Here is a 12,828-nt window from a genome sequence, read left to right on the forward strand (position 1 = left end):
AGGCACGTACTCGTACCACACGGAGGACTTGCGTGAACCTGCTGCTCGCGGAGGTGGCCCAGGCCACCCAGCGGCTGGCCGACGCCGGCGTGCCCTCGCCGCGCACCGACGCGGAGGAGCTCGCCGCGTTCGTGCACGGCGTGAAGCGCGGCGAACTGCACTCCGTGAAGGACTCCGACTTCGACGCCCGGTACTGGGAGGTCATCGCCCGGCGCGAGCAGCGCGAGCCGCTGCAGCACATCACCGGGCGGGCCTACTTCCGGTACCTGGAGCTCCAGGTCGGCCCCGGGGTGTTCGTGCCGCGTCCGGAGACCGAGTCCGTGGTCGGCTGGGCCATAGACGCCGTACGCGCCATGGACGTGGTCGAGCCGTGCATCGTCGACCTGTGCACCGGCTCCGGCGCCATCGCGCTGGCCCTCGCCCAGGAGGTGCCGCGCTCCCGGGTGCACGCCGTGGAGCTGTCCGAGGAGGCCCTGGTGTGGACCCGCAAGAACGTGGCGGGCTCCAGGGTCGACCTGCGCCAGGGCGACGCGCTGACCGCCTTCCCGGACCTCGACGGCCAGGTCGACCTGGTCATCTCGAACCCGCCGTACATCCCGCTCACCGAGTGGGAGTACGTCGCCCCCGAGGCCCGCGACTACGACCCGGAGATGGCCCTGTTCTCCGGGGAGGACGGACTCGACCTCATCCGGGGCATCGAGCGCACCGCGCACCGGCTGCTGCGCCCGGGCGGTGTCGTCGTCATCGAGCACGCCGACACCCAGGGCGGCCAGGTGCCGTGGATCTTCACCGAGGAGCGGGGCTGGGCGGACGCCGCGGACCACCCTGACCTCAACAACCGCCCGCGCTTCGCCACCGCCCGCAAGGCGCTGCCGTGAGCACCCCGCAGACTTCATCCCCGCAGTACGTGTACGAGGAGGCCCGCTAGGTATGGCACGGCGATACGACACCAACGACGCGACCGACCGCGTGACGGGTCTGCGCGAGGCCGCGTCCGCCGTCCGCCGGGGCGAGCTGGTGGTGCTGCCGACCGACACGGTGTACGGCATCGGCGCGGACGCGTTCTCCTCGGAGGCGGTCGCCGACCTGCTCGCGGCCAAGGGCCGGGGCCGCACCATGCCCACGCCCGTCCTCATCGGCTCCCCGAACACGCTGCACGGCCTGGTCACGGACTTCTCCGAGATGGCCTGGGAGCTGGTCGACGCGTTCTGGCCGGGCGCCCTGACGCTCGTCGCCAAGCACCAGCCGTCCCTCCAGTGGGACCTCGGCGACACCCGGGGCACGGTCGCCGTGCGCATGCCGCTGCACCCGGTCGCCATCGAACTGCTCACCGAGGTCGGGCCGATGGCCGTCTCCTCCGCCAACCTCACCGGCCACCCGGCGCCGGAGGACTGCGACGCGGCCCAGCAGATGCTCGGCGACTCCGTCTCCGTCTACCTCGACGGCGGCCCCACCCCGGGCAACGTGCCGTCCTCCATCGTGGACGTCTCCCGCGAGGTGCCGCTGCTGCTGCGCGAGGGCGCGATCTCCCCGGAGGAGCTGCGCAAGGTCGTACCCGACCTCGAGGTGGCGAATTGACGGCCCCCGGATCGCCCGAGCACCAGGAGCAGGGGGTGCCCCTGTGCGCGGCATAGGCGGCGGGGGCTGGAACGCGGAGGAGACGACGACGTTCGGGCTGCCGCGCGACACCTTCCGCATCCTCCACGTCAGCACCGGCAACGTGTGCCGCTCGCCCATCACCGAGCGGCTGACCCGCCACTTCGTCGCGGAGCGGCTCGGCGTACTCGGCGGCGGGCTGATCGTGGAGAGCGCGGGCACCTGGGGCCACGAGGGCGCGCCCATGGAGGCCAACGCGGAGACGGTGCTGGCCGAGTTCGGCGCGGACACCACCGGTTTCGTCGGGCGGGAGCTGCTGGACGAGCACGTGATCACGGCCGACCTGGTGCTGACCGCCACCCGGGACCACCGCGCCCAGGTCATCTCCATGGGCCATTCGGCGGGCCTGCGCACCTTCACCCTGAAGGAGTTCACCCGCCTGGTCCGTGCCATAGACCCCACGACCCTGCCGCCCCTGGAGGACGGCGTGGTGATGCGGGCCCGCGCGCTGGTGCGCGCGGCGGCGGCGCTGCGCGGCTGGCTGCTCGCCCCGAACGCGGAGGCGGACGAGGTGTACGACCCCTACGGCGCCCCGCTGACGTTCTTCCGCTCGATCGGGGACGAGATACGGGACGCGCTGGATCCGGTGGTGACGGCGCTGACGGGCGTACCGGCGCGCACCTAGGGGGTGTCTCACCGGTCATCCCGGGCTCCCGGCGCCCCCTGGGCCGACGCGGGAACGGACGGGCGTGACGATCGCGCGTGCGCCGCGGCCCGGGCCTACATTGGGGATACGTCACCGTCGACCGCCCGGAGCCCGTCATGTCGGTCACCACCCCGTACGAGACCGATGTCCTGCGGCGGCAGGACCCGGCGATGGCCGAGATCCTGCTCGGGGAGCTGGCCCGGCAGTCCACGACGCTCCAGCTGATCGCCGCCGAGAACTTCTGCTCCCTCGCCGTGCTCGCCGCCCTCGGCTCGCCGCTCGCCAACAAGTACGCGGAGGGCTACCCCGGCGCCCGGCACCACGGCGGCTGCGAGATCGTCGACGTCGCCGAGCGGGCCGCCATCGACCGGGCCAAGGCCCTGTTCGGCGCCGAGCACGCCAACGTCCAGTCCCACTCCGGCTCCTCGGCCGTCCTGGCCGCCTACGCGGCCCTGCTGCGCCCGGGTGACACCGTCCTCGCCCTCGGCCTGCCGCACGGCGGCCACCTCACCCACGGCTCGCCGGCCAACTTCTCCGGCCGCTGGTTCGACTTCGTCGGCTACGGCGTGGACGCCGAGACCGGGCTGATCGACCACGACCAGGTGCGCCACCTGGCCCGCAACCACCGGCCCAAGGCCATCGTGTGCGGTTCCATCGCCTACCCCCGGCACCTGGACTACGCCTTCTTCCGCGAGGTCGCCGACGAGGTCGGGGCCTATCTGATCGCGGACGCGGCGCACCCGATCGGGCTGGTCGCCGGGGGTGCGGCGCCGAACCCGGTGCCGTACGCGGACATCGTGTGCGCGACCACCCACAAGGTGCTGCGCGGCCCGCGCGGCGGGATGATCCTGTGCGGCGCGGAGCTGGCCGAGCGGGTCGACCGGGCCGTCTTCCCGTTCACCCAGGGCGGCGCCCAGATGCACACCATCGCCGCCAAGGCGGTCGCCTTCGGCGAGGCGGCAACACCGGCGTTCACCGTGTACGCCCATCAGGTGGTCGCCAACGCCCGGGTGCTGGCCGGTCACCTGGCCGCGGAGGGGCTGGTCGTCACCACCGGCGGCACGGACACCCACCTGATCACCGCCGACCCCGCCCCGCTCGGCGTGGACGGCCGCACCGCGCGCGGCCGGCTGCTCGCGGCAGGCCTGGTGCTGGACTGCTGCGTGCTGCCGCACGGCGACGGCCGCGGCCTGCGCCTGGGCACGGCGGCGGTGACCACCCAGGGCATGGGGGAGCCGGAGATGGTGCGGATCGCGGCGCTGCTGGCGGCCGTGCTGCGGGGGGAGGCGGAGCCGGCCGCGGCCCGGGAGGAGGTGCGCGCACTCACCGGCCAGTTCCCGCCGTATCCCGGCTGAGCGCGGGTAGGCGCAGTTCCGTACACCCTGACGTACCGGCTGCGGGCCGGTGGCGGCCGGCGAAGGCGTGCCCGGGGACCGGTCGTGCAACCATCGTCGCCACCCGGAAGTCCTCATCCATAAGCGTCCGTCGCTAGGGTGTGTGGCTGTGATGGCCAGCGAGACCTGTGGGGAAGCCCGTGCGTGAATACCTGCTGACGCTCTGCATCACGGCCGCGGTGACGTATCTGCTGACAGGGCCGGTGCGGAAGTTCGCGATCGTGGCCGGAGCCATGCCGGAGATCCGGGCCCGGGACGTGCACCGGGAACCCACTCCGCGCCTCGGTGGCATCGCGATGTTCTTCGGGCTGTGCGCGGGTCTGCTGGTCGCGGACCACCTGACCAACCTCAACGAGGTCTTCGCCAAGTCGAACGAGCCGCGGGCGCTGCTCTCGGGCGCCGCCCTGATCTGGCTGATCGGCGTCCTGGACGACAAGTTCGAGATCGACGCCCTGATCAAACTGGGCGGCCAGATGATCGCCGCGGGCGTGATGGTCATGCAGGGTCTGACGATCCTGTGGCTGCCCATCCCGGGCGTCGGCAACGTCGCCCTGACCCAGTGGCAGGGGACGCTGCTGACGGTGGCCCTGGTGGTCATCACGATCAACGCGGTGAACTTCGTGGACGGCCTGGACGGCCTCGCGGCGGGCATGGTGTGCATCGCCGCGGGCGCGTTCTTCCTGTACGCCTACCGGATCTGGTACTCGTACGGCATCGAGGCCGCCGCTCCCGGCACGCTCTTCGCGGCCATCCTGATGGGCATGTGCCTGGGCTTCCTGCCGCACAACATGCACCCCGCGCGGATCTTCATGGGCGACTCCGGCTCGATGCTGATCGGCCTGGTGCTGTCGGCGGGCGCGATCTCCATCACCGGCCAGGTGGACCCGGACGCCCTGGCCCTGTTCACCGGTTCCGAGAAGGCGGCGGTCCACCAGACGGTCCCGGTCTACATCCCGCTGCTGCTGCCGCTGACCATCATCGCGGTGCCGGCCGCCGACCTGGTCCTGGCGATCGTCCGCCGCACCTGGCGCGGCCAGTCCCCGTTCGCCGCCGACCGCGGCCACCTGCACCACCGCCTGCTGGAGATCGGCCACTCGCACAGCCGGGCCGTGCTGATCATGTACTTCTGGTCGGCGCTCATCGGCTTCGGGGCGCTGGCGTACTCGGTGAACTCCGCGTCGATGTGGATCGTGCTGGGAGTGGTCTTCCTGAGCGCGGTCGGCCTGGTCCTGCTGCTGCTCCCGCGCTTCACCCCGCGCGTGCCGGTGTGGGCCCAGCGGTTCGTGCCGCCGCGGTACCGCCGCAGGAGCCCGGCTCCGGAGGCCGCCGTACCGGCGGAGGCCGCGGAAGCGGAAGCTCCGGCGGCGGCCGAGAGTGCCCCGGTCCCGGCCGGCGTCTCGGGCGTCCACGGCGCGACGGCGATCGGGGCCCGGTCGCGATTCGTCGACCGCCGTTGACGGCCAAGGTAAGAATCTGACTAGAGCATTGCCAACTCGTGGGGGAACGAATGCCCCCAATACCAGACAAGTGGGCGCGGTTTCTGCACGGACGCGCACCATCACTCTCATGTGTGACAGCTGGCACACCATCCAGGTAAAGACCTCATCAAATAGTTTGTGATACGGTTCACGAGAACCCCGGATAGAACCGAAGGACCTGAGTGCGACGGTCCGAAGGTGTGAGGTCTCGACCACTCAGCCCGGGACTACGCTCGTCCATGACGACACCCTGCCCCCTTGTGAAAGCGGAGTTGCCGCCATGCCGTCCAATGACGCCCGGAACCTCTTGCAGATCGCTGTGCCCACAGCGGCTGCGGGCGCGATCGCCGTCGCCGTGAGCGCCGCGGTCGCGGGGGGGAAGGGCGCGCTCGGCGCGGCCGTCGGCACGGTGCTGGCCGTCCTGTTCATGGGGATCGGCCTCTATGTGCTCCAGTGGACGGCAAAAACGCTCCCGCAGCTGTTCCAGGCGATGGGGCTCATGCTCTACGTCGCCCAGCTGCTGCTCCTCCTGATCTTCGTCGCTGTTTTCAAGGACACCTCTCTCTTCAACGCGAAGACGTTCGCCGTGTCGCTCGTCGTCGCGACCGTCGTGTGGATGGCCGCGCAGGCTCGCGCGCACATGAAGGCCAAGATCTTCTACATCGACCCGGACTCCGCGAAGAGTGAGAAGCCCGAGAAGACAGGGCCGAAGTCGTGAGGGGTAGGGCCGGGATAAAGGCTTGTGAGATCTCCTGCTATCGTCCGGTGCCAACTGCGGCATCGCGGGCGCGGGCATCTGAGCTGACGCCTGCTCAATCGCGAGGCTCGATGCCCCCCAGCCGCCCCCACATCCGTAACACCAGTCCGGTGCCGATCCGCGGCCGTGTGCCGCGCCGACACAACGAGGTTGCCGTACCCATGCGTCACGCCGAAGGAGCCCGCGGTGAGTGCTGACCAGACCCAGCTCGCCTTTGACTGGAGTTGCCGGATCATGTCCGACAACGGGTGCGGCTTCCCGGCTCCGGGCCTGCACTCGTTCCTGTTCAAGCCGATCGGCACCGTCGGGGGCTTCGAGTTCAACAAGGTGATGCTGCTCGCGCTCATCACCACCCTGCTCGTCGTCGCGTTCTTCTGGGCCGCCTTCGGCAAGGCCAAGGTCATCCCGGGCAAGCTCCAGATGGTCGGCGAGGCCGGCTACGACTTCGTGCGCCGCGGCATCGTGTACGAGACCCTCGGCAAGCGCGAGGGCGAGAAGTGGGTGCCGCTCATGGTCTCCCTCTTCTTCTTCATCTGGATCATGAACATCTGGTCCGTGATCCCGCTGGCGCAGTTCCCGGTCTCCTCGGTCTTCGCCTTCCCGGTCGTCCTGGCCGTGCTCGTCTGGATCCTCTGGGTCGGGCTGACGTTCAAGCGCCACGGCTTCGTCGGCTTCTTCAAGAACGTCACGGGCTACGACAAGTCGCTGGGCGCGGTCCTGCCGCTGGTCATGGTCATCGAGTTCCTCTCGAACCTGATCGTCCGCCCGTTCACCCACGCGGTGCGACTCTTCGCCAACATGTTCGCCGGTCACCTGATGCTGGTGATGTTCACCGTCGCCTCCTGGTACCTGCTGAACAGCTGGATGGTCCCCGCGGCCGGCGTGTCCTTCATCATGACCATCGTCATGATCCTCTTCGAGCTTTTCGTGCAGGCCGTCCAGGCGTACGTCTTCGTGCTCCTCGCCTGCTCCTACATTCAGGGCGCTCTCGCCGAGCACCACTGAGCCGAACCACCCGCCCCGTAAACCCCCAGACGTCCGGTGGCCAACCCCCACCGGTCCATGAAAGAGAAGGAAGAACCGGCATGTCCGCTCTCCAGACCCTTGCCGCCGAGACCGGTGTCCACGGCTCCCTCGGTTCCATCGGCTACGGCCTTGCGGCCATCGGCCCCGGCGTCGGCGTCGGCATCATCTTCGGTAACGGCACCCAGGCCCTCGCCCGCCAGCCCGAGGCCGCCGGTCTGATCCGCGCCAACCAGATCCTGGGCTTCGCCTTCTGTGAGGCGCTCGCCCTCATCGGCATCGTTATGCCGTTCGTGTTCGGTAAGTGATCACCCTTTCTTACTGACACGCATCGACGAAAGGCACTGATGTGATCGCCAACCTGGTGCAGCTGGCGGCCGAGGAAGAGCAGAACCCGCTCCTCCCGGCCGGTCCCGAGCTGCTCGTCGGCACCATCGCCTTCGCCATCGTGTTCTTCTTCTTCTGGAAGAAGCTGCTTCCGAACATCAACAAGGTTCTGGAGGAGCGTCGCGCGGCGATCGAAGGCGGCATCGAAGAGGCCGACGCCATGAAGGTCGAGGCCCAGAGCGTCCTTGAGCAGTACAAGGCCCAGCTCGCCGAGGCCCGGCACGAGGCCGCGCGCCTGCGCCAGGAGGCGCAGGAGCAGGGTGCCGCGCTCATCGCCGAGATGCGGGCCGAGGGCCAGCGGCAGCGTGAGGAGATCGTCGCCGCCGGTCACGCCCAGATCGAGGCCGACCGCAAGGCCGCCGCGTCCGCGCTCCGTCAGGACGTCGGCAAGCTCGCCACCGAACTGGCCGGCAAGCTCGTCGGCGAGTCCCTCGAGGACCACGCCCGCCAGAGCCGTGTGATCGACCGCTTCCTCGACGAGCTCGAGGAGAAGGCCGAGGCCACGCGATGAACGGAGCGAGCCGCGAGGCCCTGGCAGCCGCACGGCAGCGTCTCGACGCGCTGACGGACTCCACGTCCGTGGACGCCGCGCAGCTCGCCGACGAGCTGGCGGCCGTCACCGCGCTGCTCGACCGCGAGGCCGGCCTGCGCCGGGTTCTCACCGACCCGGCGCAGCCCGGAGAGGCGAAGGCCACGCTGGTCCAGCGCCTGATCGGTGGCCAGGTCAGCGGCACGACCGCCGACCTGGTGGCCGGGCTGGCCCGGTCCCGCTGGTCCCAGCCGCGCGACCTGGTGGACGTGCTGGAGGAACTGGCGGACATCGCCGACCTCACGGCCGCGGAGAAGACGGGCACCCTCGACGACGTCGAGGACGAGCTCTTCCGGTTCGGCCGGATCGTCGCCTCCAGCACCGAGCTGCGCGCCGCGCTCACCGACCGCGCCGCCGGCACCTCGGCCAAGACCGAGCTGCTGCGCCGGCTCCTCGGCGGGCGGGCGAAGCCGGCCACCGAGCGACTGGTGACGCGCCTCGCGACCGCGCCGCGTGGACGTAGCCTGGAGGCGGGACTGGAGTCCCTGTCCAAGCTGGCCGCGGAGCGCCGGAACCGCATGGTCGCCGTCGTCACCTCGGCGGTGCCGCTGAGCGACGGGCAGAAGGAGCGCCTCGGCGCCTCCCTGGCCAAGCTCTACGGCCGCCGCATGCACCTGAACCTCGACGTCGACCCCGAGGTGGTCGGCGGCATCCGGGTGCAGGTCGGTGACGAGGTCATCAACGGCTCGATCGCGGACCGGCTGGACGAGGCCGCGCGCCGCATGGCGAGCTAGCAGCACATCGGCATCCCGGCCCCGTCGGGAAAGCCGGAACAAGCAGTACGTACTTACGGCCCTGGTTGGGCCGTGCAGAGGATTCACCTCCTGTTGGGGGGAGTCCCCATCCCCCCAAAGTGAAACTTCGGGCCCAACAAGGAGAGCAGGGAACCCAGATGGCGGAGCTCACGATCCGGCCGGAGGAGATCCGGGACGCGCTGGAGAACTTCGTCCAGTCGTACAAGCCGGACGCGGCCTCGCGCGAGGAGGTCGGTACGGTCACCCTTGCCGGCGACGGCATCGCGAAGGTCGAGGGCCTCCCCTCGGCCATGGCCAACGAACTGCTGAAGTTCGAGGACGGCACCCTCGGCCTGGCGCTGAACCTGGAAGAGCGCGAGATCGGTGCCATCGTTCTCGGTGAGTTCAGCGGCATCGAGGAGGGTCAGCCGGTCACGCGCACCGGCGAGGTCCTCTCCGTCGCCGTCGGCGAGGGCTACCTCGGCCGTGTCGTCGACCCGCTCGGCAACCCGATCGACGGCCTCGGCGAGATCGAGACGTCCGGCCGCCGCGCCCTCGAGCTGCAGGCCCCCACGGTCATGCAGCGCAAGTCGGTGCACGAGCCGATGGAGACGGGCTACAAGGCCGTCGACGCGATGACCCCGATCGGCCGTGGTCAGCGTCAGCTGATCATCGGTGACCGCCAGACCGGCAAGACCGCCCTGGCCGTCGACACGATCATCAACCAGCGCGACAACTGGCGCTCGGGCGACCCGAAGAAGCAGGTCCGCTGCATCTACGTCGCCATCGGCCAGAAGGGCTCCACCATCGCCGGCGTTCGCCGCGCGCTGGAGGAGAACGGCGCGCTGGAGTACACGACCATCGTCGCCGCCCCGGCGTCCGACCCGGCCGGCTTCAAGTACCTGGCGCCGTACACCGGTTCGGCCATCGGTCAGCAGTGGATGTACGAGGGCAAGCACGTCCTGATCATCTTCGACGACCTGTCGAAGCAGGCCGACGCCTACCGCGCCGTGTCGCTGCTGCTGCGCCGCCCGCCGGGCCGTGAGGCCTACCCGGGTGACGTCTTCTACCTGCACTCCCGGCTGCTGGAGCGCTGCGCCAAGCTCTCCGACGAGATGGGTGCCGGTTCGATGACCGGTCTGCCGATCGTCGAGACCAAGGCCAACGACGTGTCGGCGTTCATCCCGACCAACGTCATCTCCATCACCGACGGCCAGTGCTTCCTGGAGTCGGACCTGTTCAACGCCGGTCAGCGCCCCGCGCTGAACGTCGGTATCTCCGTCTCCCGAGTCGGTGGTTCCGCGCAGCACAAGGCGATGAAGCAGGTCTCCGGCCGCCTCCGTGTCGACCTCGCCCAGTTCCGTGAGCTGGAGGCGTTCGCCGCCTTCGGTTCCGACCTGGACGCGGCCTCGAAGGCCCAGCTGGAGCGCGGTCAGCGCATGGTCGAGCTGCTCAAGCAGGACCAGTACCAGCCGATGTCCACCGAGGACCAGGTCGTCTCCGTCTGGGCCGGCACCACCGGCAAGATGGACGACGTGCCGGTCGCCGACATCCGCCGCTTCGAGAAGGAGCTGCTGGAGTACCTGCACCGCAAGGAGCAGGGCCTCATGACCTCCATCCGCGAGGGCGGCAAGATGTCCGACGACACCCTGACGGCCGTCGCCGACGCGATCGCGGACTTCAAGAAGCAGTTCGAGACCTCGGACGGCAAGCTGCTCGGCGAGGACACTCCGGCCGCTGCCGCCAAGTGACGTAAGGAAGGACCTGACTCATGGGAGCCCAGCTCCGGGTCTACAAGCGTCGCATCCGATCCGTCACCGCGACCAAGAAGATCACCAAGGCGATGGAGATGATCGCCGCCTCGCGCGTCGTCAAGGCGCAGCGCAAGGTGGCGGCCTCCACGCCGTACGCGCAGGAACTGACCCGCGCGGTCACGGCGGTCGGTACGGGTTCGAACACCAAGCACCCGCTCACCACGGAGGCGGAGAACCCGGCCCGCGCCGCGGTTCTGCTCCTCACGAGCGACCGCGGTCTGGCCGGCGCCTTCAACTCCAACGCCATCAAGGCCGCGGAGCAGCTGACCGAGCGCCTGGAGCGCGAGGGCAAGCAGGTCGACACGTACATCGTCGGCCGGCGCGGTGTCGCCCACTACAACTTCCGTGAGCGCAAGATCTCGGAGTCGTGGACGGGCTTCACCGACGAGCCGTCGTACGCGGACGCCAAGAAGGTGGCGGCGCCTCTGATCGAGGCCATCGAGAAGGACACGGCCGAGGGTGGTGTGGACGAGCTCCACATCGTCTTCACCGAGTTCGTCTCGATGATGACGCAGACGGCGCTCGGCGCCCGGCTGCTGCCGCTGCGGCTCGACGAGGTCGCCGGGGAGGCCAAGCCCGAGGGCGAGATCCTCCCGCTGTACGACTTCGAGCCCTCGGCGGAGGACGTCCTCGACGCCCTGCTGCCGCGCTACGTGGAGAGCCGGATCTACAACGCGCTGCTCCAGTCGGCCGCTTCCAAGCACGCCGCCACGCGGCGCGCGATGAAGTCGGCCACCGACAACGCGGGCGAGCTGATCAACACGCTCTCCCGTCTTGCCAACGCGGCCCGCCAGGCCGAAATCACCCAGGAAATCAGCGAGATCGTCGGTGGCGCGAGCGCCCTGGCCGACGCGACCGCGGGGAGTGACCGATAAATGACCACCACTGTTGAGACCGCGACGGCTACGGGCCGCGTCGCCCGGGTCATCGGCCCGGTCGTCGACGTGGAGTTCCCCGTCGACGCGATGCCGGACATCTACAACGCCCTGCACGTCGAGGTCGCCGACCCGGCGAACGAGGGCGAGAAGAAGACGCTGACCCTGGAGGTCGCCCAGCACCTGGGTGACGGCCTGGTCCGCACCATCTCCATGCAGCCCACCGACGGTCTGGTCCGCCAGGCCCCGGTGACCGACACGGGCTCGGCCATCTCCGTCCCCGTCGGCGACTTCACCAAGGGCAAGGTGTTCAACACCCTCGGTGAGGTGCTGAACGTCGACGAGTCCTACGAGGGCGAGCGCTGGCCGATCCACCGCAAGGCGCCGAACTTCGACGAGCTCGAGTCGAAGACCGAGATGTTCGAGACCGGCGTCAAGGTCATCGACCTGCTCACCCCGTACGTCAAGGGCGGCAAGATCGGCCTGTTCGGCGGCGCCGGCGTCGGCAAGACGGTGCTCATCCAGGAGATGATCTACCGTGTCGCCAACAACCACGACGGTGTCTCCGTGTTCGCCGGTGTCGGTGAGCGCACCCGTGAGGGCAACGACCTCATCGAGGAGATGACCGACTCGGGCGTCATCGACAAGACCGCGCTGGTCTTCGGTCAGATGGACGAGCCCCCGGGCACCCGTCTGCGCGTCGCGCTGGCCGGCCTGACCATGGCCGAGTACTTCCGTGACGTCCAGAAGCAGGACGTGCTGTTCTTCATCGACAACATCTTCCGCTTCACGCAGGCCGGCTCCGAGGTCTCCACCCTGCTCGGCCGCATGCCGTCCGCGGTGGGTTACCAGCCGAACCTGGCCGACGAGATGGGTCTCCTCCAGGAGCGCATCACGTCGACCCGCGGTCACTCGATCACCTCGATGCAGGCGATCTACGTCCCCGCCGACGACCTGACCGACCCGGCCCCGGCCACCACCTTCGCCCACCTCGACGCGACGACGGTTCTGTCCCGTCCGATCTCCGAGAAGGGCATCTACCCGGCCGTGGACCCGCTGGACTCCACGTCCCGGATCCTGGACCCGCGCTACATCTCCGCGGATCACTACAACGCGGCCATGCGCGTGAAGACGATCCTGCAGAAGTACAAGGACCTCCAGGACATCATCGCGATCCTCGGTATCGACGAGCTGGGCGAGGAGGACAAGCTCGTCGTCCACCGTGCCCGTCGTGTGGAGCGCTTCCTGTCCCAGAACACCCACGTCGCCAAGCAGTTCACCGGCGTGGACGGTTCGGACGTGCCGCTCGACGAGTCGATCGCCGCGTTCAACGCGATCTGCGACGGTGAGTACGACCACTTCCCCGAGCAGGCGTTCTTCATGTGCGGTGGCCTCGAGGACCTCAAGGCCAACGCCAAGGAGCTCGGCGTCTCCTGAGCCTCGTGCTCCATCGAGGGGGCGGGCGCGTCCCGCCC

General features: G+C 69.5%; 13 protein-coding genes. All 13 read left to right on the top strand.

What is annotated here, in order from left to right; translation table 11 throughout:
• The first annotated feature begins 32 nt into the window (after positions 1-32).
• The 13 genes from prmC (at position 33) to atpD (ending at position 12,790) form a co-directional block, all read left to right on the top strand.
• Entirely contained in the window at positions 33-878 is an 846-nt protein-coding gene (prmC, locus tag ABZ576_RS26735) for a peptide chain release factor N(5)-glutamine methyltransferase (RefSeq protein WP_360745854.1), read from the top strand.
• Between the two features lie 52 nt (positions 879-930).
• Positions 931-1,578, top strand: coding sequence for an L-threonylcarbamoyladenylate synthase (locus ABZ576_RS26740; protein ID WP_360745857.1), 648 nt, complete (start codon positions 931-933; stop codon positions 1,576-1,578).
• 43 nt (positions 1,579-1,621) lie between these two features.
• Positions 1,622-2,281, top strand: coding sequence for a protein-tyrosine-phosphatase (locus tag ABZ576_RS26745; protein WP_360745860.1), 660 nt, complete (start codon positions 1,622-1,624; stop codon positions 2,279-2,281).
• Between the two features lie 137 nt (positions 2,282-2,418).
• Complete coding sequence (gene glyA, locus ABZ576_RS26750; RefSeq protein WP_360745862.1) at positions 2,419-3,657, top strand: serine hydroxymethyltransferase; 1,239 nt, start codon at positions 2,419-2,421, stop codon at positions 3,655-3,657.
• Between the two features lie 179 nt (positions 3,658-3,836).
• Positions 3,837-5,153 carry an MraY family glycosyltransferase gene (locus ABZ576_RS26755; protein ID WP_360745865.1) on the top strand — a complete coding sequence of 439 codons (1,317 nt, stop codon included), beginning with the start codon at positions 3,837-3,839 and terminating at the stop codon, positions 5,151-5,153.
• Between the two features lie 301 nt (positions 5,154-5,454).
• Positions 5,455-5,892, top strand: a complete 438-nt coding sequence (locus ABZ576_RS26760) for a hypothetical protein (RefSeq protein WP_360745868.1) — start codon at positions 5,455-5,457, stop codon at positions 5,890-5,892.
• A gap of 273 nt (positions 5,893-6,165) precedes the next feature.
• Complete coding sequence (gene atpB / locus ABZ576_RS26765) at positions 6,166-6,936, top strand: F0F1 ATP synthase subunit A (protein ID WP_360746071.1); 771 nt, start codon at positions 6,166-6,168, stop codon at positions 6,934-6,936.
• 80 nt (positions 6,937-7,016) lie between these two features.
• On the top strand, positions 7,017-7,262 hold the full coding sequence (locus tag ABZ576_RS26770; RefSeq protein ID WP_360745871.1) for a F0F1 ATP synthase subunit C: 246 nt from the start codon (positions 7,017-7,019) through the stop codon (positions 7,260-7,262).
• 41 nt (positions 7,263-7,303) lie between these two features.
• On the top strand, positions 7,304-7,852 hold the full coding sequence (locus ABZ576_RS26775) for a F0F1 ATP synthase subunit B (RefSeq protein WP_360745874.1): 549 nt from the start codon (positions 7,304-7,306) through the stop codon (positions 7,850-7,852).
• Positions 7,849-8,664: a F0F1 ATP synthase subunit delta gene (locus tag ABZ576_RS26780; RefSeq protein ID WP_360745877.1), complete on the top strand. Its 816-nt coding sequence runs from the start codon at positions 7,849-7,851 to the stop codon at positions 8,662-8,664. The genes ABZ576_RS26775 and ABZ576_RS26780 overlap by 4 nt, the downstream gene beginning before the upstream one ends.
• Before the next feature lie 158 nt (positions 8,665-8,822).
• Positions 8,823-10,415, top strand: coding sequence for a F0F1 ATP synthase subunit alpha (atpA, locus tag ABZ576_RS26785; RefSeq protein WP_360745880.1), 1,593 nt, complete (start codon positions 8,823-8,825; stop codon positions 10,413-10,415).
• Positions 10,416-10,435: 20 nt separating this feature from the next.
• On the top strand, positions 10,436-11,353 hold the full coding sequence (locus tag ABZ576_RS26790) for a F0F1 ATP synthase subunit gamma (RefSeq protein ID WP_360745883.1): 918 nt from the start codon (positions 10,436-10,438) through the stop codon (positions 11,351-11,353).
• Positions 11,354-12,790, top strand: coding sequence for a F0F1 ATP synthase subunit beta (atpD, locus tag ABZ576_RS26795; protein ID WP_360745886.1), 1,437 nt, complete (start codon positions 11,354-11,356; stop codon positions 12,788-12,790).
• The last annotated feature ends 38 nt before the right edge of the window (positions 12,791-12,828 follow it).

Origin of the sequence: Streptomyces sp. NPDC013455 (genome assembly GCF_040632975.1) — a bacterium.
Taxonomy (GTDB): Bacteria; Actinomycetota; Actinomycetes; order Streptomycetales; family Streptomycetaceae; genus Streptomyces.

Coding starts and splice junctions, on each gene's coding strand:
- ABZ576_RS26740 (WP_360745857.1), top strand. CDS start 931: ATGGCACGGCGATACGACACCAACGACGCGACCGACCGCGTGACGGGT.
- ABZ576_RS26780 (WP_360745877.1), top strand. CDS start 7,849: ATGAACGGAGCGAGCCGCGAGGCCCTGGCAGCCGCACGGCAGCGTCTC.
- atpA (WP_360745880.1), top strand. CDS start 8,823: ATGGCGGAGCTCACGATCCGGCCGGAGGAGATCCGGGACGCGCTGGAG.
- atpB (WP_360746071.1), top strand. CDS start 6,166: ATGTCCGACAACGGGTGCGGCTTCCCGGCTCCGGGCCTGCACTCGTTC.
- ABZ576_RS26770 (WP_360745871.1), top strand. CDS start 7,017: ATGTCCGCTCTCCAGACCCTTGCCGCCGAGACCGGTGTCCACGGCTCC.
- ABZ576_RS26760 (WP_360745868.1), top strand. CDS start 5,455: ATGCCGTCCAATGACGCCCGGAACCTCTTGCAGATCGCTGTGCCCACA.
- glyA (WP_360745862.1), top strand. CDS start 2,419: ATGTCGGTCACCACCCCGTACGAGACCGATGTCCTGCGGCGGCAGGAC.
- atpD (WP_360745886.1), top strand. CDS start 11,354: ATGACCACCACTGTTGAGACCGCGACGGCTACGGGCCGCGTCGCCCGG.
- ABZ576_RS26790 (WP_360745883.1), top strand. CDS start 10,436: ATGGGAGCCCAGCTCCGGGTCTACAAGCGTCGCATCCGATCCGTCACC.